Below are 19,378 nucleotides of genomic sequence, written 5' to 3' on the forward strand. Positions count from 1 at the left end.
TGAGCGGGAGTTTTTAGTCCAGGTTTTTGGAGAGGGTTTGACCGAGAGCGAGCGACAGCGAGCGCGAGGGAGGACCCTCTGTAAAAAAGTGGGGTTCTAGTGATCGTCCTCGCGCCAGCGGTGTTCGCACTCCGTACAGACGAAGAATCGGGTTTCGGATTCGTCGGCCGAGCGGATCTGTTGCATGTACCAGTAAGCTTCGTCGTTGCCACATTCGGGGCAGTGGACCTCGGTCGTGGGAAGTCCTCGGTTCTCGGCGTCGCTGACGTCGATGATTTCGGATTCCTCTTGTTTTTCCTCGGTACCCGTCTCGCCGGTGATCTCCTCGAAGAGGTTCGCGTACTTGTCGTCGGCCATGGAGTGGTCGCCTCGTTGGAGCTTCAGCGATTTAAGCCGACTGGCTCACTCGAAGTCGGGCTCGCGGTCCTCGACGAACGCCCTCATGCCCTCGCGCTGGTCGTCGGTGCCAAAGAGACCGCTCCAGAGGCGGCGCTCGTAGGTCAGCCCCGCCGATTGGTGGGATTCGTGGACCTGATTCAGCGATTCCTTGGCGGCCTGGAGAGCGTGTTTGGGCTTCGCGGCGAGATCGGCAGCCATTTCGGCGACGTGGTCGTCGAGGTCGTCGTCGGCGACGACTTCACCGACCAGCCCCATCTCGCGGGCCTCGCTTGCTTCGACGCGCTCGCCGAAGAAGACCAGCCGGCGGGCGCGCTCGTCGCCGACCAATCGCGAAAGACGCTGGGTGCCGCCCCAGCCCGGCACGATGCCCAGGTCGATTTCGGTCTGGCCGAGCACGGCGCTCTCGGCGGCGACCCGCAGGTCGGCGGCCAGCGCGAGTTCGCACCCACCGCCGAAGGCGTAGCCATTTACAGCGGCGATCACAGGGCAGGAAAACGTCTCGATGGCGTCAGTGACGTGATGGCCGAGTTCGGCGTAGGCCTGCGCTTGCTCGACATCGAGTTCGGCCATATATGAGATGTCAGCACCGGCGACGAACGCATCGTCGCCTGCCCCAGTGAGCACGAGTGCGCGGGCGTCGCGGGCCTCATCGAGCGCCTCATCGAGTGCTTCGAGCGTTTCGACGTTCATCGCGTTCAGCCGGTCCGGGCGGTCGACGGTGATGGTCGCCACGCCCTCGTTCCTGTCGAGGTCGACGGTCTCCCATGACATACAGCGAGGACGGGGAGCGCCATCATAATAGCTCGCTTCTCGCTCGTCGTAACGGACCTATCACGAAGCGCGAATGCCGTAGAACTATCCCGGTGTGTCGGCATAGTCAACTCATGCCATCGACACCGGAACCCGCGGAGGGCGACGTCCACACCTTCGAACGCACCTTCACCCACGAGGACGTCGAGCGCTTCGGTGAAGTTTCGGGCGACCAGCAGGCCATCCACTCGGAGCCCGACGAGGAAGGGAGACTCGTCGTGCAGGGACTGCTCACGGCGACCTTACCGACGAAGATCGGCGGCGACCTCGGCGTGCTCGCGCGCACGATGGAGTTCGAGTTCATAGAACCCGTCTATACCGGCGAAGCCATCACCTGCGAGGTGACGACCGAGAGCGTCGAGGAGCGCGAGGACAGATACGACATCGCCTGTTCGGTCGTCTGTCGCCGCCCGGACGGTCGGGTGATGAACGCGCGCTTCGAGGGCATCATCTGGAAGGCGGGTCAGTAGACACAAGTAGTCCCATCGGCAAGGTGGCGTATGGCAAACGTCGTCTTTGAACTGCTCGGCAATCTCGTCGAGCTGACGAACATCGTGACCGATGTCGCGCTCGGCGACCCGGTTTCGGCGCTGTTGATCCTTTCGAGCACGGGCGTCTGGATCGTCGCGTTCGGGTTGTTCGCCTATCTCGCCATCGGCGGGCTGCTCTCGGCCATCATTCCGGATGGCATCGGTCGCACACCGCCCCAGCAAGGTCGATAGCCTCCTCCAAATCGGGACCGAGCGGCGAACTCACCACGATGCTATCGGCGTGCTCCAACACCGCCCGCAGCCGCGGCTCGACCGTCTCGGGCGTGCCGGCCATACAGAAGGCATCGATCATCGCCTCGCTCACGCGGTCGAACGCCGTACTGAACTCGCCGGCGGTAATCGCCTCGCCGATTTCGTCGGCACGCTCGCCGTCGAGTCCGTGGCGCTCCAAGACGGGTTCGGGGGCACCGGCGGCGATAAAGGCCACCGGCGGGCGGGCGGCCTCGCGTGCGGCCGCACCGTCCTCGGCGATGCTCACGCTCGCATACGCCGCGAAGTCGAATTCTCCATACTCGTCGGGCCGTTCGTCGAGACCCTCCTCGACCCGTTCGGCCGCCCACGCGATGTCGTCGGGATGGGAACCGTTGAACAGCAGCCCATCGGCGTGTTTGGCCGCCATCCGGCACATGTGGGGACCCTCGCCGCCGACGTAGACCGGAATCTCGCCGACATCATAGTTCAGGCCGGCATCGCACGCGGTGAACGTCCCGTCGTGGTCGACGCGCTCGCCGGCCCACAGTTCCTGCGCGACCTTGAACGATTCGAGCACCGAGCGAAGCCCGCGCCGCTCGCCGAGACCGAGGTTTTCGAGGGTCGAGGGGTCGCCCGGTCCGACGCCGAAGACCGCCCGCCCGTCGGCGAGTTCGTCGAGCGTTGCAACCCGCGAGGCGAGCGTCACCGGATGGGTCTCGTAGGGGTTCGTCACGCCCGGGCCGAGCCGAATCTCGTTCGTGTGCTCGGCGAGCAGCGCCAAGGCGGCGAAGGGGTCGCGGTTGTTGTAGTGATGGCTCGCAAAGACGGTATCGAAGCCCGCCTGCACGGCCCGCTCACCGAGGTCGACGGTACGCTGCGTGGGACGTTCGGGCGTGAGTTCAATCGCCCGCATACGACCACTCCCGGAGCGCCTGCCGGACGAAATCGGAATCGACAGAGCGAAAGAGGTTGTCGCTGCCGCCGAATCCGTCCATGTCGAACCCGCTCACGACGGCGACGGGGTTTCCGCCCGCACCCTCGCCGAGCACGAGGTTCGCCGCCGCCGCGAGTTCGTCCACCACGGACTCTACGGTGACACCGAGTTCGCGGCCGTCGCGGTCGTGCTCGCCGCGCCAGTCCCGACTTGCGGGCAGTCCGGCCCAACCGATGGCCACGCCGCGCTGGCCGTGACGGAACGGTCGTCCGCAGGTGTCGGTCACGACCACCGGAACGTCGAGCGTCTCGCTGAGCCGGCGCGCGCTCTCGCTCGGCCGTTTCGGCAACATGAGGATGTCGCTATCGGGCACGTTCGAGCGGTCGATGCCGGCGTTCACCGAGACGTGTCCGAAGCGCGTCTCGGTCAGGAGGAAGGGTTCGTCCATCAGGAGTTCGGTGCTCTCCTCCAAGACCGCCTGCGCGAAGCGGGGGTCCTTTTCGTCGTCGGCAATCTCGGCCAGCCGGTCGGCGATTTCGTGCGCGCGCGGGCCGGCCGGGAAGTCGGCGAGGTCGTACGCCCGGTCTTCGGCCTTTGAAACGACGGTGCTCGCCACGCACACCACGTCGTCGGCGAGGTCCGCCCGCTCGGCGATGAGCGCGGCGAGGTCGTCGCCGGCGCGGACCTCCGGCATGTCCGGGACTGGAGCAACGTGCATGCCCGGGGTCCGGCGGGCGCGCACTTCCGTACTTCGGGTTATGGTCCCAGATTCTTTTCAGCACAATTCGATACCCTCATAATAATCCGAAATCGGCGCTCGTGGATGTTTCTGCGCTCCTAGTCAGCGTGTCCGAGACCGAATTTGGATAACAATTAGATGTCCCCCGGAATTGCGATAGTCAAAACTAGACTCTCGCTCTCAACATCACGAATCACTTGGTTTATATGTTCTGTTTGCTCGTCATCAGTAATATCTGAATCGAGAGCCATGAGAACACAAATACTGTCTTCTCTGTTGATCTCGACAGCATCAACAATGATGTCCTTGTCGTGGTCCAAGCCGAGACCGCTAAGTTCATTCAGAAGCTCTTCGTTTTCCGCTATATTCACATAGACGTAATCCAGATGCTGCTTCGGGACTTGATCTTGAAAATTTCCGATATCCTGTTTACACCGCCGAATATCGGATAGCTGCTTTCGCCGAGATTCAGTACCCCATCCGTGTTGCACATCGTATCTGATATGAGTGAGGTCATTTGAACTAGTGTGTATGTCCCGTTTTGTCGGGTCGTATTCGTAGATGTCCTCGCTGGGATCCCCCTCTAACCAGTCAAGAAGGTCGTCGTAAAGATCGAATCGCCGGTCACACGCAGCATCAAACTCGTCGTTTGCTGTCGGTCCGATAACGCAGTGAAAGGATGACGACTCAAGAAGTCGCTGACTGCCACGATCTGTCTCTATGTCTCCAGGGAGTTTCGAGTAGACGTAATTGAACAGAACGGATGTGTCGAGATTGAGAGTCTGTATCCCACTCATTTATTCGGGGTTGACTGATTCCTTGAGCAGCGCGTGTAGGTAGGCACTTTTTTCTGAATCTGCGGATATGGGTTCATCTACGTCCGGCAGAAGACCTATTTCACGAGCTTTTCGTGTAATGCTGTCTCTCTCCGTATCCAACGTGTCATCAAATCCATCGAACTCCAACAGTCGTCTGCGGTTTATTGCTTGAGCGTTCGGTCCTCGTGCTGTGTCAGCTGAGATGGCCAATGCCGGGTATTTCCAGACAGAGTAGTAAAAGAAATCGTGAACGTCCTTATCGACTACCATCCGCTGGTCGACATCTATTGTATCTGTATGAGTGAGTTTCGAAAGTATCCGCTCAATTGTATCAGTCCCTCTGGCAACATCCTTTTTGATCGGATTGAGCTCCTCGATTCCTGCTAGGTCCATGTGGAAATCCGAAACGGAATAGCGGATTTCCTCTTCGGTCGCCGGAGCCAGTAGCGGTTTAGGTTCTGTGTCTCCAAAATCACTCAGCGTAGCGTTTTTTGATTTTCTATCGAGAGTGTCATTCAACTCCCATAGCCATTCTCGGAGGTTTAACGAATGTACATACAAGTCGCGATATTTCTCAGGGGCTAGTTCACGGTAGTAGTCCCGAAGGAAATCGAACTTGCCAGTGAACCAGACGTCACGTAGAGTGTATCCCGGAATGAATTCCGCCGACCGAAAATAGGCTCGTAGTTCTCCGATCCTCTCATCGGTATAGTCCGTCGGCGAAGATTGTACGGTACCGAGCGCTCGTCCAGGCTGCCAAGGTGATCGCTTATCAGGGTTCGCTCGCGCAACCGTATGAGCACCAGCTAAATACCAACTGTACGTGAGTTGGAGGTCAAGGTCACGAATGGCAAAGTGGGTTAGTTTCTCTTCCTCTACGCTGGTTATTTCTCGTTGTTCGTCATTTGCAAGAACGTCACTGAGGGCTAGTTCAATTCCAATCCGCACGTCTGTCCGTAGTCCCTCTTCCTCATCGAATACAGAGTCGTCATAGAGGCGGGGACTCATTGATACGCTATTCGGTATCCTTCGGTATAGTCCTGTCTATCAGGTGCGATACATTGATACAGGTATCTTAGTCGAGTTTCACACTACCGCTCGCTGACGGTCACGTCAAGGTTGCCGCCCTCGACCTCGACAGCCATCATCGATGTCGTGCTTGCGGGGTCGGCACCCGTCGCACTGCCGGGATTCAGCAGGCGCACGCCATCGACCTCGGTATCGAGCAGCTGATGGGTGTGGCCCGACACGCCGAGTGCGTCCTCACCGCCCTCCTCACCGACGATGCCGGCCACGCGCTCCTCGTAGCCGTCGAGGTCGCCGGTGCCGTGGGTGACGACGAACTCCACACCCCCGCGCTCGACTGTCGTCACGGACGGGAGGTCGAACTGTGGGTCCATGTTCCCGGTGACGGCGGACAGTTCATCGCCAGCGAGGTCACGCACCTCGTCGAGCGTCTCTGATGAATCGAAATCGCCGGCGTGGATGGTGTGGTCGGCCCGCTCGATTTCTTCCCGAATCCACTCCGGAATTGCCTCTGCGCGCGAGGGAATATGTGTGTCGGCGACGATGGCGATTCGGGGCATACGCTCCGTTCGCTCGCCGTCCTCAAAGTTCCTCGCGTCACGTTGAAGCTCCATCGGCGAGTAGGGTCCGCATGAGCGAAACCCCCGTCGTCACCTGTTTCCTCAGAAATCGCGGCGAGGTCCTCCTGCTCCGCCGGAGCGACAACGTTGGCTCGTACGTCGGCCAGTGGGGCGCGGTCGCGGGCCACGCCGAAGGCGACCCCGACGGGGCTGCGCGCGAGGAGATTCGAGAGGAGACGGGACTCGGCGATGCCGTCTCGTTCGTTCGCGCCGGCGAGCCGTTCGCCGTTGAGGACGACCGCGAAACGCACTGGCGGGTTCATCCGTACCTGTTCGACTGTGATTCGCGTGCGGTCGAGACGAATTACGAGACCACGGAGTTCGCATGGGTCCCGCCGACCGAAATCCGTCGCCGCGAGACGGTGCCCGACCTCCGGGAATCCTACGAGCGCGTCGCGCCGACGGTCGACACAGTAAAAACGGACGCCGACCACGGCTCGGCGTACCTCTCGGTGCGCGCGCTGGAGGTGCTCCGGGACCGCGCCGGCGAACTCGCAACGATGGATGCAGACGAAGCGGACGGCTGGAACGACCTCGCGGCGCTCGCGCTGGACCTACGAGAAGCGCGACCGAGCATGGTCGCCATCGAAAACCGCATCAATCGGGCGATGGCCGACGCGAGCCAAACCCCGGAAGGGGTGGAGACGGCGACACGGCAGGGTATCGAGCGCGCGCTCGACGCCGACGCGTACGCTGCCCGCGAGGCAGCCGAACTGCTCGCCGGTACTGTGCTGACGCTCTCGCGGTCGGGCACAGTACAGGATGCACTTCGACAGTCGGCCATCGAGGACGCCATCGTCGCCGAGTCGCGGCCCGCGTGCGAAGGCGTCGGCGTCGCCGAAACGCTCGCCGAGGAGTGTTCGGTGACGCTCGTGACCGATGCGGCCGCCGCGCACGTGCTCGCCGAACACGCCGTCGATAGCGTGCTCGTCGGGGCCGACACGGTTCTCCCGGACGGAAGTGTGTCGAACAAGGTCGGCACGCGCGGCGTCGCCATCGCCGCCGCCAACGAGGACATCCCCGTGTATGCCGTCGCCGCAAGCGACAAGATCAGCACCGACGCCGACGCACGCTCCGAGCGGGGCAACCCCGAATCCGTCTACAACGGCGACGCCGCCATCGAAGTCCTGAACCCGACGTTCGACCGCACACCCGCCGAATTTCTCACCGTCGTCACCGAAGACGGCCCGCTCTCTGCGGCGGTGGTCGGCGAACACGCAGAACGGCTGGCCGCGCTCGCGTCGTGGCCTGGGTCAGGGTAGAGGCCGACCTGTGGGCGGGCCGACGCTGCGCTCGCCTCAGCCGTCTTCGAGATACTGGTCGAACCAGACGTCGAGCAGGCCGACGAGCACCGTCGCAAAGCCGGTCTGTGAACTCCAGATGGCCGCCTCGTGGTCGACATTCGGTAGCTCCTCGCCACCGAGAACGCTGATGAGCACCGTATCGGAATCGACGACGAGGACGCGACCGCTGCGGTCGTCGTCGGGCGCGTCGGGAGCCGCACGGACCGCTATCTCCTCGCCGAACCGCTCGCCGACCGCTGCGCTCTCGCCCACGACCGTCACCGCGACGCCGCGCTCGCTCGCGGCCGTCAACACATCGGCGATGGCGTCGTCGAGGACCCTGTCCTCGCGTGCGCCGAAGACGACGCGCTCGTCGGCCTCCTCGACGAGCTGCACCACTCGGTCGTCGATAGTCTCGGTCCCTTGGACCGTCCAGATGTCCTCCTGGGATTCGCTCTCGTCGGGACACTCCTGCTGGGCGGCTTCGAGATAGTCGAAGGCGCGTTCGGCCTCCCTGTCGAGGCGCTCCCTGAGCCGGGTTCGTGCCTCGTCGAGTTCGACCGCGCGGTACTGTATCGGACTCGACTGCTGGATGTCGACCAGTCCCCGCTCGGCGAGGTCCTCGGCCGCCCCGTAAATCTGCGACCGGGGCACCTCGGTCGTTTGGTCGATTTCGCGCACAGTACCAGTATCGAGGCGTTGGAGCGCGATGAAGACTTGGGCCTCGTAGCTCGACAGTCCCAGCCGCTTGAGCGCCGCGACCGCCTCGTCGTGCTCGCTCATGTGAGTTCCTCCCATGCGACGAACACCGAGGGCGTGAGCAGGATGGAGGTGAGGTACGCGAAGAAGATCGAAAGCGCGACCACCAGCCCGAACTGGCCGAGAATCGGCGTGATAGCCAACGCGAGCACCCCGATGCCCGTAGTGGTCGTGAGCATACTCCCGGTGAGTGCGCCGCCGGTCCCGCGCATGGTGCGTTCGAGCGCCGCGAAGAGGTCCTCGTCGAGTTCGTGATACTCGTCGACGAACCGGTGGACGAAGTGTGCCGAGTAGTCGACGCCGAGACCGATGGCAATCGAGAGAATCGTCGCCGTGAGCGCGTTGAACGGAATCCCGAACAGCCGCATCGACCCCGCGAGCAACGCGACCGAGACGACGATTGGCGCGAGGTTCACCAGCCCGAGCGAGGGCCGGCCCTCGATGACGTAGTAGACGAGGACGAGAAAGACCGCCGTGACGGCCAGTGCGGCGACGAGGCTCTCGATGGCCGACTGGAAGATGGTATCCGACACCGCTTGGAGCACGATTGCCTGACCGGTAGCCGTCGCCGCGAACCGATAGTCCTCGGCGAGCGCGCGTGCATCGCTCGCGATGTCGTCCTGTGAGGCGCTGCTCTCGGTCGAGTACACCACTTGCGTACTGCGGTAGTCCTCGGTGATATATTGGAGTGCCTGCGCACGGTACGGCGAGTCGAGCAGCGCGTCGTAGATGGTTTCGAGGTTGTCGTCGGGTACACCGTCGTCGTCGGCGTCGTTGCGCGCGACCAATCGAGCGAACTCGGGCGACTGGTCGGCGTAGCTCTCGATGACGCCGATGACGCTCTCGGCGTCGGCCGTGCGCCCGCTAGAGACGAACGCATCCGGTGGGTTTCGGTTCGCTCGCTGGATGGATTCCAGGGCGTAATCGGCGCGTAACGGTCCCTCGACGTACATCGTCACGGAACTGCCCTGCGTGGTCGAAAAGCGCTCCTCCAAAAAGTTCGTCGTATCGGTGACGGTGTAGGTGCCGGGCGCGAACGGCTCGGGGAGGCTCTCGACGTAGCCCGGTAGCTCCTCCGGCGGCAGGAAGTCGTCCTGTGAGAAGGAGGTATCGACGCCGGTGGCGTACGCCCCCGAAATCACGGTGAGAACGACCGTCAGCGCGAGCAGCGCGTAGGGCGCACGCTTGGCCGCGTCGACGCCGATCAACAACACCCGTCCCAGCATCGAGCCTTCCGCGCCGAGCGGGATGAGACCGAACTCCGGAATCCCGTACTTCACGCGGAGCTGGTCGGCCCAGACCTTCGCCGCCGGCAGGAAGACGCCGAAAATCAGGAACGTGAAGACGATGCCGACGGCGGCGATGAGACCGAACTGCCGGATGGGTTGGAGGTCGCTGATGCCGTTTGCGGCGAATCCGACGACTGTGGTGCCAGTGACGATGAAAAACGCCACCAGCAGTTGGTCGGTCGCGGTCCGCATCGATTCGCTGATGGCAAAGCCCTCGATGCGCTCCTCGCGGTAGCGGTTGATGGCGTGGATGCCGAAGTCGATACCCACCGCAAGCAGCAGCGGCGGCACGGCGATGAGCATCTGCGAGAAGGGCAGCCCCGCGAGACCGGTGAACCCGAAGGTCCAGACGACGGCCATCACGAGCGCGAGAACTCCCAAGAGGAGGTCGATGGGGTCGCGGTAGGCGAACACGAGAAAGACGAGGATCAGAAGCGACGCCGCGGGCACGACGATGACCAGCGAGTCGAAGATGATGGACGTGAACTCATCGGAGACGATGCCGCTGCCGAACACCCGGATGTCGCTGTCGACGGTATCGACGATTGCCTGTGCGCGCGTCTGAATGTCCATGAGCGGACTCGACCCGCCCGTTCCGGCTGCCGACGACGAAACCCCGCCGAGCACGTCGTGCTGGACGGTCCCGATGGTCGCCGAGGCCGAGGCCGACTGGCGGTCGAAGTCGTTGCTCACGAGTCCGGTGAACCCGGGACCCGCGGCGGCCGTCCGAATCGCGCTCTCGATTCTGGACTGGGTTGCACCTTCGAGCGTCCGGATTTGGGCATCGAGGGTCGTCGCGTTCGGGTCGATTGTCCGGGCGATGACCCCCGCGGCGCTCGATGTCGAGACGACCCGCTGGCTCTCATGACTCTGGAGGCGCTGTTGGGCTTCGAGCATCGCCAGCAGTTCGTCCTTGGCGAGGACGTTCGTCCCCGATTGGATGAGCTGCGTGCTGCCGTTACCCTCGGTGAAGGGCGGCGAGAACTCCTGGTCGATGTCGTCGAGGGCTGCCTGTGCGGGGCTGTCCTCGGTGAACTGGCTCGTTCCGGCGTCCGTCGAGATGTTGGCGAGACCGCCGGCGAACACGAGCGTGAGCACGACGAACACGAGCACCACCGTCCGCGGCCGTTGGGTGATCCACTCGTCGATGCGGTCGATGTAGCGCTGGTAGTCGACCATCGATTATCGTCGCCGCGACCAGACCAATCCGACGCCGAACACGACGAGCAGCGCGCCGAGACCCCACATCACCGATATCGACGAGAGGATGCCACCGTCCTCGGTCGCGACGAGTTCGACCGGCACCTCGTAGGTGTCCGAGAGCTTCGACTCACCCCCGGAGTCGTACTGGAAGTCCACCGACAGCGGGTACTGGCCGGCGCTCGCGTCGCCGCCGGAACTCACCTCGAAGGCTATCTGCTGGGTTTCATTGGGTGCCAGCTCGGCGATATACGCCTCGTCGCTCGCTATCGACAGCGGGTCGTCGACGAACGCCTTCGCGTTGACGTTCCGCACCGTGCTCGCGCGGTTGTTCGTCACGTCGAGCGTCACGGTATCGGATGCACCGACCTCGAGGCTCGCGTTCGCCCGTTCGACGATGAACGCATCGCTCTGTGACCCGACATCGACCTGCGTCGAGAGCGTCCCGCTCCGGCGTGTATTGCCGTTCTGGTTGTCGTACTCGACGACGAACGAGAACTGTTGGGGACCGGGTTCGGCGCTGTCAGTTACCTCCACGGGGATGGAGAAGTTCGCCGTCCCGCCCGCCGACAGGCTACCGATGGCGACCTCGGTCGCCTGCGGCTCGACGTTCTGGCTCCCGGAGACCAACCTGACGACGGCGTTGCGCGCGCCCTGCGGTCCCTGATTCGTGATGGTCCCCGTAACGTTGCCCTCGTCGCCGACGCTGAGCGTACTTGCCGTGTTGGCGAGGGTGAACGACTGTTCTGGCTGTGGTGTGATGCCGAACGTGAACGACCCGGACTGACCTTGGTCGCCATCGCCGTCTTTGTACGACACGGAGGCCTGTAGCGGGTAGCTCCGGGTTTCGGTGCTGTTGCTCGCGGTTGCGTTGAACGTCACTGTTCGCTCCGCGCCGGCGGACCACTCGCCGACGAACTGCGTGGCGTTGGCCGTCCGACCGAAGAGGATGTCGCCGGTGAGCGACTGGAGCGAGACGGTCGCCGCCGAGACGTTCTCGCCACGGTTTTCGAGCGTGACGCTCACCGGTCCCTCGTCGCCGACCTGCACCTCGGAGGAAGAGGAGACCACTGCGAAGTCGTCTCGACCCTCCTCGGGTGCGACGCCGAAGCGTATCGGTCCCGACTGTCCCGGGTCGCCGTCGGCGTCGTCGTAGCTGAGCGATGCCTGCATCGGATAGGTCGCTTCCGTGGTGCCGTCGGTGGCGGTCACGTCGAACTCGAAGGTCCGCTGCTCGCCGGTGTCCCAGTCCTCGACGAACCGGCTGGCGTTGGCCGCCCGACCGAACAGAACCCCACTCGACAGCGACTGGAAGTTCACTGTGGTGTCGGTGACGTTTTCACCCGTGTTGTTCATCGTCACCGAGAGCGTGCCCTGCTCGCCGGCCTCCACATCGGTGTCGACGTCGGTGATTTCGAAGTCGTCGCTCTCGGCGTCGATATCGACCTGTGCGTTGAGTGGCCTGCTCCGGAGCGGGTTCCCGTCCGAATCGTAATACTGCACCACGAAGGAGACCTGTCGCTCGCCGGGTTCGGCACTACCGTTGACGAACACCGGATACTCGAACGATTCCGACTCGTCGGGGTCGAGGTCGCCGAGGACGTACTGGGACTGACGGGGAACGACGTCCCGGCTCCCGTTCGGCGAGAGCGCGAGCACCGCATCGGCGGCCCGCTCGGGTCCGTCGTTGGTTATCGTGCCCGAAATCGTCCCCTCCGCACCGGCCGCGAGGTCGCTATCGATGCCCGAGAGCGTGAATCCCTGTTCGTCCTCGGGGGTGACGCCGAAGGTCAGCGGCGCGGATTGGGAGGCGTTGCCGTCGTCATCGTCGTACGAGACCGTCGCCTGCACGGGGTATTCGTCCGTGTCCGCACCCCGCGTCGCGCGCGCCGTCACTTCGACGGTTCTGGTCTCACCCTCCTCCCACTCGCCGACGAATCGGCTCGTCTGCGCCGACTGGCCGAAGAGGAGGTCGCTCGACTGCGACTGGAGGGCAACGACCGCGTCGGTCGCGTCCTCGCCGGTGTTCTCGATAGTCACCGAGACGTTGCCCGTGCCACCGACCGGCACGTCCGAGGAGACCGACGTGACCGCGAACTCCGCGTCCGGCGAGGCGGCCGACCCGCCGGCCGCTGCGTCTGTACTGGTCGCACCTCCTGCCCCAGCCGCACCTGCTCCGTCCGACCTGGAGGCCGCACCCGCACCGCTCGGTGCGCCGGAGGATGCTGCACCTGCTCCGTCCGACGGTGCTGCGCCCGCTGCCGCGCTCGGTGCGCCAGCCGATTGGCTGGCTCCAGCCGGCGGGTCGGCCGCCCCACTACTCCCGCCGGCAGCCTGCGGTGGAGTCGTTCGCTCACTGCCGGCGCTGCTCGGCGGTGTACTACCGCCCGGCGACTGACTGCCGGTCGGCGGCGCTCGTGTCGTCGATGGTGTCGCGCCCTCGGATTGCGTTCGTGGCGGCTGCGTCGGCGTTCCGGCGGCCGAGGTGTCCGTCGACGATTCGGTCGTCTCGGATTCCGTTTCGTCAGAGCCGGTCGTTTCAGCCGTCTCGACGTTCTCAGTCTCGGTCGGCGTGGCGGTTTCCGTCGATGTCGTCGCCGACTCGGCCGAATCCGTCGTCTCGGAATCGTTTCCCCCGTCCGACGCCGTTCCGGTCTCGGTCGTGGTTTCGCCGGCGGTCGTTCCGTCGGCGTTTTCGGTCACCGAATCCGTCTCGGTGCCGGTCTCCGCGTTCGCGGCCGCCACACCGCCCGTGGTCGGCGATTGCTCGGCGGTCGAGGTCGCGTTCGCCGCGTCCGGCACTGACGTTTTACCGGCCGTGTCGTTCCCCGTCTCGCTCACGACGTCACCGGTGAGCACGCCGGCGACGCTTCCCTGCACGGTGAGCAGGACGACGAGCACGGCGGCGGCCGCGGCACGATTCATTCAGTACGCCTCCATGCAGCCCGCATAGCCGTCGATTGCGTCCCGTTCGCGGCACGCAATCGAACTGTGTGTATTCTCCTACTGACGGCACGCATACTGTCTCGATACACACGACTGATGGTTATACCGCTTTCGAAACACGCGGTCGAACGGAGCGAGTCGGCACTCAGAACGTCGAGATGTCGCCCTCGATGACCCGTTCGGTCAGTCCGGTGACGTCGGCAAGTTCGCGGTCGACGATAGCTCGAATCTCGTCTTCGACGTCGGCGACCGCGACGTCGGTCTCGGTGCTGACGTGGATATCGGCGACGTGTGGCTGGTCGACGGGCCGGCCGATCTGGCTCAGCAGTCGCACCCGGAGGTCACGGATGCCAGCCACGTCCTCGACGACGCGCTCGGCGATTTCGGTACTCAGGAGGTTGTATATCTTGCCGATGTGGTTGACGGGGTTCTTTCCCGAGGTGGCCTCCATGCTCATCGAGCGATTGGGGGTGATGAGACCGTTCGCGCGATTGCCCCGCCCCACCGAACCGTCGTCGCCCTGTTCGGCGCTCGTGCCGGTCGTGGTGAGATATATCGACCCCGCATCGTAGTCGTCGGCGGTGTTCACATGGATGGTGACCGCGCGGTCGGTGTACTCGCCGGCCAGCTCGGCGACGTACTCGCGGACCTCCTCGACCGCTTCGGCGTAGGCGTCGACACTCTCGATGGAGGAATCGACCATCGCCGCCGCGACAGTAATATCGATGTCGTCGCCCTCGCGCTTGCCCATCACCTTCACGTCGGGGCCGAGCTCGGGATGGTCGGCGGCGTACTCGCCCGTGAGCCGTCGTTCGGCGTTCAGGACGATCTCTTCGGTTTCCGAAAGCGGCGCGTGACCCACTCCATAGCTGGTGTCGTTGGCCATCGGTACACCGCCCTCGCCGAAGACGTCCCGGAGGTCGCCGCTGCCCTCGCCGAGTTTCACGTCGACCACGATGTCCGTCCCGACATCGAGTTCGGGGACGTGTGCTTCGAGGTACTGGCGGGCCGCTCGGAGTGCGATGGGTTCGGTCGGGATGGTGGTGCCCTCGAACTCGCTGGTCGCGCGCCCGACGATGAGCACGTAGATGGGTTCGAGTACCTCACCGCCGCCGAAGGCGGGCGCGGCGCTGCCGGCGACCAACTGCGTCTCGTCGGTGTTGTAGTGAAGGATGCGGCCCACGCGGTCGAGATAGGCCGCCGCGAGCGCCCGCGAGACGCTCTCGGCGATGCCGTCACACAGCGAGTCGGGATGGCCGATGCCCTTTCGCTCGACGATTTCTACGGTCTGGGACTCGACGGCCGGTCGGTCGAGCGGCGTCACTCGAACGTTTCGCTCGGTCATGCCACCGGTTCGCCGCCACACGGCCTATAACTTGCGGAAACCTTCGTGTGCCGAGAGATAACCAATAGTTATTCGTTCGCCCCGGATTCCAGCAGTAGTTCGAGATAGGAGGTCCGAATCTGGTCGGCGGGGTCACAATCGAGCGCCGCGAGCAGGTCGTGCGCGCCATCGCGGACGTGTTCGATGTCGGTCTCCATGTCGGCTTCACCCTCGACCTCGACGAACTCGCCGAGACCCGAAACCGCATCCAGCGCGACGGTATACCCCCGACAGCGGAACTTCTCCCGGGTCTTCTCGACGGTCGCCGCGGGAGCGAACCCGAGCGCGTCGAGGACGTTCGCCATTGCCTCGTCGCTCTCGACGCCCGTTTCGTGTTCGGCGCGGGTCTTCGAGTCGGCATCGACGAGCGGTCCCTTGTAGGTGAGTCGTGTCGCCCCGTCTTCCTGACGGATTCTGAGCGCCTCGTCGGTCTCCGGAAAGCTTCGATGGGGCGCGTCGTAGTAGGTGTCTACCTGCTCGACGGTGCCGATGGCGTCGGCATCGAGCGCCACGAGTCGCTCGCGGACCGGCTCGTGGGCACTGGCGACTTTACACTCGACTTCGTACACGACGGATACCTCGGACCGAGGATGGAAAAGTTACTCCTCGGCCTTCCAGTGGAGGTCGATGCTGACCGACTCGCGCTTGTCGCCGAGCATCGGCTCGCGTTCGCTCACCTCGATGTCGTAGTCGATGCTGTCGCGCGGGGCGAGCGCGACCGACTTGTTGCCGACGGCAACGGTGATGTCGGTGTCGCCGCGCAGTTCATTCGCGAGCGCCTCAAGCTCCCCGGCAACCTCCTCGCGCGAGAGGGTCTGACTCGCCTCGGTGGTGTCTGCCATACCGACTCCAAGGCGCTCCGATGCCTAAACCTATCCCCTGCACGAGCGGCGACGACTTCGCTACCTTGAAGCGCGTGACCCTACCCAGAGGAGTCGTGCGGGACGCATCGCTCCTCGACCGACGCTGGCCGCTCGTCCTCGGGGGGCTGGCGTTGCTCGTCCAGGGGCTTTCGGTCAATCGGGCGCTCTCGACCACTCCGCCGACGACCAATATCGACGCCGCCTTCTTCCAGCACGCCGGCTGGTACGTGACACAGGGAGCAGTGCCCTACGTCGACATCTGGGACATCAAGCCGCCGCTGGCAATCGAGACCACGACCGTGCTCGCCGCGCTCGCCGGCGACCCACGCGCCCTCCATCTGTCGAGCGTCGCTCTCACTGCCGGGGCCGCCGTCGGCTGTAGCCTGCTCGTCGGGCTGCTCGCCCATCAACACACCGGCGACGGACTGGCGGCGCTGCTGGCCGGCTGCACCCTGCTGGCGATGCCCGCGTTCTACCGTCTCTCGGCCAACGGGTTCCGGCCGAAATATCTCACCCTCCTCTTCGGACTCGGCGCGCTCGCGCTCGCATTTCGGGACCGACCGCTGCTCGCCGGGGCGGCCGCCGCCGCGAGCGCCGGCTACTGGCAGTATGGGGCGATATTCACCGTTCTCGTCGCCGGCATCGCCGTCCGACAGCGTGACCGGCGCGCGCTCGCCCGCCAGCTTCTCGGAATGGCGCTCGTCACGGCGGTAGCGGTGGTGCCCATCGCTCTGTCTGATGCGCTCGTCCCGATGGTCGTCGAGGTGGTGTACGTACCGCTCACGACGCAGGTAGCACAGCCACCACTCCAGCGCCTCGGCAAACTCCTCTTTTACCTCGCGTACGCGCTCGTTCCGGTCGGTGTCGGGCTGTACGGGCTGGCTGCCGACCGGGGGCGACTCCGCCGCCACTGGTGGGTGTATGCCGGCGCGGCGTGGGGCGCGTTCCAGATACTGTTCGACCTCGACAGCGCCCCGGACCTCTATCTGCTCGTGATTTTCCTCGCTCTCGGGGTCGCACTGGCCGTCACGCAGGCGCGACCAGCCCACCGGCGCTGGCTCGGGATGGTGTTCGCCGCCATCGTGCTGGTCAACGCGCTGTGGGTTGGCGGATTCGTGGCGAACCCCGTCGAGAACGCCGCCAGCGCCGACGACGGAGCCACCGGGGCGTTGCGGGCCGTCTCCGAATCCGTCGACGTGTCCCGACCCGGTGAGGCGCCTCGCTACGGAATCTCGCGCGTGCGTGACCTCTATTGGGAGCAGCGAATCCCCGAGTCGTGTCACTATCGACTGAGCGAGACCGAGCGCGATTGGCTCACAAAGACCGGCCGGCCCTATCGTGAATCGCGCTGCGGCGGCGCTCGCGGGCTACCATGACCGCAGTCGATCCAAGCGAGTGCAAACAGAAACAACGGTTATAAACGTCGAACGGGAGTGGAGTGGGTATGAGCGACGAAGCAAGCGAACAAACCGAATCGGGAGCCGACGAGGAAGCCGCAAGCGGGATTCAAGAGGGCGATTTCGTCCGCCTCGCCTACACCGCTCGCACGGTCGAAAACGACCAGCTCGTCGACACCACCGACGAGGAGGTCGCCGAGGAGGAGGGCGTCGACGACCAACAGCAGACCTTCGAGCCGCGGGTCATCGCGGTCGGTGCCGGTCACCTCTTCGACACGGTAGAGGCGGACTTCATCGGCGGTGAGGAAGGCGATTCGGGAACCGTGACCGTCCCAGCCGAGGAGGCCTTCGGCGAGTACGACGAGGGTGAAGTTCGGACTGTGAGTGCTGACCGCATCCCCGAGGACGACCGCTATCCCGGCGGCCACGTCGATATCGACGGCGAGCACGGCCACGTCGAGACCATCATCGGCGGCCGCGCACGCGTCGATTTCAACCACCCACTCGCCGGCGAGGACGTCGAGTACGACTACGAAGTGCTCGACACGGTCGACGACCGCCTCGAACAGGCCGAGGGCATGCTCGGGATGTACTTCGACGCCGACTTCGACATGCGCATCGAGACCGACGAAGTCGAAGAGGAGCGGATGGTCGAACCCGACGAGGACGAAGACGAGGATGAAGAGAGCGAACCCGAATTCGAGACTGAGGTCGTCGAGAAGGAGACCCTCTATATCGAACAGTCCCCACAGTTGCAGTTCGACCAGCAGTGGATGATGGGCAAACAGCAAATCCTGGGTGACCTCATCGACCGCCTCGACTTGGACCGAGTAATCGTCGAGGAAGTCATCGACGGTTCTGGAGGCATGATGGGCGGCATGGGTGGCATGATGGGCGGTATGGGCGGTGGCGGCGAGGAGGCCGACCTCGAAGCAATCGAGGAGGAACTCGAAGACGCCGACGTCGACGTCGACGACATCACCGAGGAACTCGACGAGGAGTAAGTCGGCTCAGGCGCGCCCGTACCGCCGATAGCCCCAGTCGGCGAGATAGGCCAGCCCACCGAGGACGAGCAGGGCAACGAAGAATCCGAGACCATTGATAACGATACCGGCGATGCCCGCGAGCACGATGACGACCCCGAACGCAACTGGGTAAAGGGAGTGTTCGCGGACCGCATCGACCGCCGCCAGCACGAGGAGCAATCCACTGAGAAAGCCCACGACGGCGAAGACGGGATTACCGAAGTCGCTGAGCGCCACCGTGACGACCAGCCCGACGAGCACGACCTGGGCGGCGAGGCGACGGAAATCGAACTCCTGCTCTGCGGTTGCCATTGCCGGCGCGTCGGCCGGCCGCCGCATAAGCGCTCCGCCGGCTGTAACCGGCCACTACCACGGAGTGCGCTCGTCGTTCACTGTCCGAGCGCGCGCTCGATTGCAGACCACTAAACGGATTGATAGTGCCTTGCTACGCGATGTCGCGGCTGGTATCGACCGCGACGCTGTCGGTGAGTCTGAGTTTGAGCGTCTCGGTGAGTGCGCGTCCGCCACGGAACTTGGGGACTGCCAGCCGGTTCTCAACGGTCGCGCCCGCGATGTCGGTCGTGAGTTCGAAGACCACGTCCGCGAGGTGTTCGGTGCTGTCGCGCAGCGGTGAGACGTTCCGGCCATCGAGACAGTGCAACACCGCGAGGCTGTCGGTGTCGATGACGTGCAGGCGCAGTTGGGTCATGAACTCGAAGAACGCCGACCGGCCTTCGCGTTCGATGGCCGAATGCGGGTCGACGACGACCGTCGAGCGCTCGGGGAGGTCGCCGAGCAGTTCGATGGCGTGGTCGGTGCGGTCCTCGTCGGCGACGTACTGAACAGTCGGAGTGCCGGTCTCGACCGCCGTCCGGCGGAGGCTGTCCGCAACCCCGATTTCGGTCCTGTCGAGCGTGAGATACAGCGTCTCGCGGGGAGCCGTGAACTCATAGAGCAGGAGTTCGGCCCCACTCGCCGGCGGTGCCGAGAGCGCGATGATGGACCCCGGCGGAATCCCGCCGCCGAGTCGTTGGTCGAGGACGTCGATACCGGTCGGCAGGCGCGCGGGCATTGTATTATCGTCTCGTGGCGATTGCATAAATCTTGCTGGCGTGAGGTCGCCGACGGTGGGTCGGGGGATTC

General features: G+C 64.3%; 20 protein-coding genes. 5 read left to right on the forward strand and 15 right to left on the reverse strand.

Annotation, left to right across the window (positions count from 1 at the left end):
• Positions 1 to 96 precede the first annotated feature (96 nt).
• Positions 97 to 357, reverse strand: a complete 261-nt coding sequence (locus ACQUQO_RS03855) for an RPA12/RPB9/RPC11 RNA polymerase family protein (protein WP_435076631.1) — start codon at positions 355 to 357, stop codon at positions 97 to 99.
• Positions 358 to 402: 45 nt separating this feature from the next.
• Entirely contained in the window at positions 403 to 1,170 is a 768-nt protein-coding gene (locus ACQUQO_RS03860; RefSeq protein ID WP_435076632.1) for an enoyl-CoA hydratase/isomerase family protein, read from the reverse strand.
• Between the two features lie 113 nt (positions 1,171 to 1,283).
• Between ACQUQO_RS03860 and ACQUQO_RS03865 the strand changes: the two genes are divergently transcribed.
• Both ACQUQO_RS03865 and ACQUQO_RS03870 read left to right on the forward strand, forming a co-directional pair.
• Positions 1,284 to 1,679: a MaoC/PaaZ C-terminal domain-containing protein gene (locus ACQUQO_RS03865; RefSeq protein WP_435076633.1), complete on the forward strand. Its 396-nt coding sequence runs from the start codon at positions 1,284 to 1,286 to the stop codon at positions 1,677 to 1,679.
• A 30-nt stretch (positions 1,680 to 1,709) separates the two neighbouring features.
• A complete protein-coding gene (locus ACQUQO_RS03870) occupies positions 1,710 to 1,931 on the forward strand; it encodes a hypothetical protein (RefSeq protein WP_435076634.1) in 222 nt (73 codons plus the stop codon).
• On the opposite strand, the gene ACQUQO_RS03875 is transcribed toward ACQUQO_RS03870, so the two are convergent.
• From ACQUQO_RS03875 to ACQUQO_RS03895, 5 genes are all read right to left on the reverse strand, one after another.
• Complete coding sequence (locus ACQUQO_RS03875) at positions 1,885 to 2,865, reverse strand: 5,10-methylenetetrahydromethanopterin reductase (RefSeq protein ID WP_435076635.1); 981 nt, start codon at positions 2,863 to 2,865, stop codon at positions 1,885 to 1,887. The two genes, ACQUQO_RS03870 and ACQUQO_RS03875, sit on opposite strands and share 47 nt — an antisense overlap.
• A complete protein-coding gene (locus ACQUQO_RS03880) occupies positions 2,852 to 3,604 on the reverse strand; it encodes a coenzyme F420-0:L-glutamate ligase (protein ID WP_435076636.1) in 753 nt (250 codons plus the stop codon). The genes ACQUQO_RS03875 and ACQUQO_RS03880 overlap by 14 nt, the downstream gene beginning before the upstream one ends.
• 155 nt (positions 3,605 to 3,759) lie before the next feature.
• On the reverse strand, positions 3,760 to 4,422 hold the full coding sequence (locus ACQUQO_RS03885) for a hypothetical protein (protein WP_435076637.1): 663 nt from the start codon (positions 4,420 to 4,422) through the stop codon (positions 3,760 to 3,762).
• Positions 4,423 to 5,451, reverse strand: a complete 1,029-nt coding sequence (locus tag ACQUQO_RS03890; protein WP_435076638.1) for a hypothetical protein — start codon at positions 5,449 to 5,451, stop codon at positions 4,423 to 4,425.
• A gap of 83 nt (positions 5,452 to 5,534) precedes the next feature.
• Positions 5,535 to 6,029, reverse strand: coding sequence for a metallophosphoesterase family protein (locus ACQUQO_RS03895; RefSeq protein WP_435076639.1), 495 nt, complete (start codon positions 6,027 to 6,029; stop codon positions 5,535 to 5,537).
• Between the two features lie 71 nt (positions 6,030 to 6,100).
• On the opposite strand from ACQUQO_RS03895, the gene ACQUQO_RS03900 reads away from it, so the two are divergent.
• Positions 6,101 to 7,351 carry an NUDIX domain-containing protein gene (locus ACQUQO_RS03900; protein WP_435076640.1) on the forward strand — a complete coding sequence of 417 codons (1,251 nt, stop codon included), beginning with the start codon at positions 6,101 to 6,103 and terminating at the stop codon, positions 7,349 to 7,351.
• A gap of 36 nt (positions 7,352 to 7,387) precedes the next feature.
• On the opposite strand, the gene ACQUQO_RS03905 is transcribed toward ACQUQO_RS03900, so the two are convergent.
• From ACQUQO_RS03905 to ACQUQO_RS03930, 6 genes are all read right to left on the reverse strand, one after another.
• Positions 7,388 to 8,155, reverse strand: coding sequence for a TrmB family transcriptional regulator (locus tag ACQUQO_RS03905; protein WP_435076642.1), 768 nt, complete (start codon positions 8,153 to 8,155; stop codon positions 7,388 to 7,390).
• The gene (locus ACQUQO_RS03910) at positions 8,152 to 10,599 is read right to left on the reverse strand and encodes an efflux RND transporter permease subunit (RefSeq protein WP_435076643.1); all 2,448 of its coding nucleotides are present in this window, start codon (positions 10,597 to 10,599) and stop codon (positions 8,152 to 8,154) included. The genes ACQUQO_RS03905 and ACQUQO_RS03910 overlap by 4 nt, the downstream gene beginning before the upstream one ends.
• Before the next feature lie 3 nt (positions 10,600 to 10,602).
• Positions 10,603 to 13,545: an NEW3 domain-containing protein gene (locus tag ACQUQO_RS03915; RefSeq protein ID WP_435076644.1), complete on the reverse strand. Its 2,943-nt coding sequence runs from the start codon at positions 13,543 to 13,545 to the stop codon at positions 10,603 to 10,605.
• Positions 13,546 to 13,711: 166 nt separating this feature from the next.
• Entirely contained in the window at positions 13,712 to 14,911 is a 1,200-nt protein-coding gene (locus tag ACQUQO_RS03920) for a methionine adenosyltransferase (protein WP_435076645.1), read from the reverse strand.
• A gap of 68 nt (positions 14,912 to 14,979) precedes the next feature.
• Positions 14,980 to 15,519 (reverse strand): class IV adenylate cyclase, encoded by a 540-nt coding sequence (gene cyaB, locus ACQUQO_RS03925; RefSeq protein ID WP_435076647.1) that lies wholly within the window; start codon positions 15,517 to 15,519, stop codon positions 14,980 to 14,982.
• Positions 15,520 to 15,549: 30 nt separating this feature from the next.
• Positions 15,550 to 15,792: an amphi-Trp domain-containing protein gene (locus ACQUQO_RS03930; RefSeq protein WP_435076648.1), complete on the reverse strand. Its 243-nt coding sequence runs from the start codon at positions 15,790 to 15,792 to the stop codon at positions 15,550 to 15,552.
• 95 nt (positions 15,793 to 15,887) lie between these two features.
• Here ACQUQO_RS03930 and ACQUQO_RS03935 point away from each other — a divergent pair, with 95 nt between their 5' ends.
• Both ACQUQO_RS03935 and ACQUQO_RS03940 read left to right on the forward strand, forming a co-directional pair.
• The gene (locus ACQUQO_RS03935; protein WP_435076649.1) at positions 15,888 to 17,189 is read left to right on the forward strand and encodes a DolP-mannose mannosyltransferase; all 1,302 of its coding nucleotides are present in this window, start codon (positions 15,888 to 15,890) and stop codon (positions 17,187 to 17,189) included.
• Between the two features lie 68 nt (positions 17,190 to 17,257).
• Complete coding sequence (locus ACQUQO_RS03940) at positions 17,258 to 18,214, forward strand: FKBP-type peptidyl-prolyl cis-trans isomerase (RefSeq protein ID WP_435076650.1); 957 nt, start codon at positions 17,258 to 17,260, stop codon at positions 18,212 to 18,214.
• Between the two features lie 6 nt (positions 18,215 to 18,220).
• Here ACQUQO_RS03940 and ACQUQO_RS03945 read toward each other — a convergent pair whose 3' ends face one another.
• Both ACQUQO_RS03945 and ACQUQO_RS03950 read right to left on the reverse strand, forming a co-directional pair.
• The gene (locus ACQUQO_RS03945; protein WP_435076651.1) at positions 18,221 to 18,547 is read right to left on the reverse strand and encodes a hypothetical protein; all 327 of its coding nucleotides are present in this window, start codon (positions 18,545 to 18,547) and stop codon (positions 18,221 to 18,223) included.
• Positions 18,548 to 18,680: 133 nt separating this feature from the next.
• Positions 18,681 to 19,307: an RAD55 family ATPase gene (locus ACQUQO_RS03950; RefSeq protein ID WP_435076652.1), complete on the reverse strand. Its 627-nt coding sequence runs from the start codon at positions 19,305 to 19,307 to the stop codon at positions 18,681 to 18,683.
• Positions 19,308 to 19,378 lie beyond the last annotated feature (71 nt).

Source organism: Halococcus sp. AFM35, assembly GCF_051195015.1.
Classification (GTDB): domain Archaea; phylum Halobacteriota; class Halobacteria; order Halobacteriales; family Halococcaceae; genus Halococcus.

Excerpts from the sequence above, each read along its gene's own strand:
- ACQUQO_RS03855 (WP_435076631.1), bottom strand. The coding sequence starts at position 357 with ATGGCCGACGACAAGTACGCGAACCTCTTCGAGGAGATCACCGGCGAG.
- ACQUQO_RS03860 (WP_435076632.1), bottom strand. The coding sequence starts at position 1,170 with ATGTCATGGGAGACCGTCGACCTCGACAGGAACGAGGGCGTGGCGACC.
- ACQUQO_RS03865 (WP_435076633.1), top strand. The coding sequence starts at position 1,284 with ATGCCATCGACACCGGAACCCGCGGAGGGCGACGTCCACACCTTCGAA.
- ACQUQO_RS03870 (WP_435076634.1), top strand. The coding sequence starts at position 1,710 with ATGGCAAACGTCGTCTTTGAACTGCTCGGCAATCTCGTCGAGCTGACG.
- ACQUQO_RS03875 (WP_435076635.1), bottom strand. The coding sequence starts at position 2,865 with ATGCGGGCGATTGAACTCACGCCCGAACGTCCCACGCAGCGTACCGTC.
- ACQUQO_RS03880 (WP_435076636.1), bottom strand. The coding sequence starts at position 3,604 with ATGCACGTTGCTCCAGTCCCGGACATGCCGGAGGTCCGCGCCGGCGAC.
- ACQUQO_RS03885 (WP_435076637.1), bottom strand. The coding sequence starts at position 4,422 with ATGAGTGGGATACAGACTCTCAATCTCGACACATCCGTTCTGTTCAAT.
- ACQUQO_RS03890 (WP_435076638.1), bottom strand. The coding sequence starts at position 5,451 with ATGAGTCCCCGCCTCTATGACGACTCTGTATTCGATGAGGAAGAGGGA.
- ACQUQO_RS03895 (WP_435076639.1), bottom strand. The coding sequence starts at position 6,029 with ATGCCCCGAATCGCCATCGTCGCCGACACACATATTCCCTCGCGCGCA.
- ACQUQO_RS03900 (WP_435076640.1), top strand. The coding sequence starts at position 6,101 with ATGAGCGAAACCCCCGTCGTCACCTGTTTCCTCAGAAATCGCGGCGAG.
- ACQUQO_RS03905 (WP_435076642.1), bottom strand. The coding sequence starts at position 8,155 with ATGAGCGAGCACGACGAGGCGGTCGCGGCGCTCAAGCGGCTGGGACTG.
- ACQUQO_RS03910 (WP_435076643.1), bottom strand. The coding sequence starts at position 10,599 with ATGGTCGACTACCAGCGCTACATCGACCGCATCGACGAGTGGATCACC.
- ACQUQO_RS03915 (WP_435076644.1), bottom strand. The coding sequence starts at position 13,545 with ATGAATCGTGCCGCGGCCGCCGCCGTGCTCGTCGTCCTGCTCACCGTG.
- ACQUQO_RS03920 (WP_435076645.1), bottom strand. The coding sequence starts at position 14,911 with ATGACCGAGCGAAACGTTCGAGTGACGCCGCTCGACCGACCGGCCGTC.
- ACQUQO_RS03930 (WP_435076648.1), bottom strand. The coding sequence starts at position 15,792 with ATGGCAGACACCACCGAGGCGAGTCAGACCCTCTCGCGCGAGGAGGTT.
- ACQUQO_RS03940 (WP_435076650.1), top strand. The coding sequence starts at position 17,258 with ATGAGCGACGAAGCAAGCGAACAAACCGAATCGGGAGCCGACGAGGAA.
- ACQUQO_RS03945 (WP_435076651.1), bottom strand. The coding sequence starts at position 18,547 with ATGGCAACCGCAGAGCAGGAGTTCGATTTCCGTCGCCTCGCCGCCCAG.
- ACQUQO_RS03950 (WP_435076652.1), bottom strand. The coding sequence starts at position 19,307 with ATGCCCGCGCGCCTGCCGACCGGTATCGACGTCCTCGACCAACGACTC.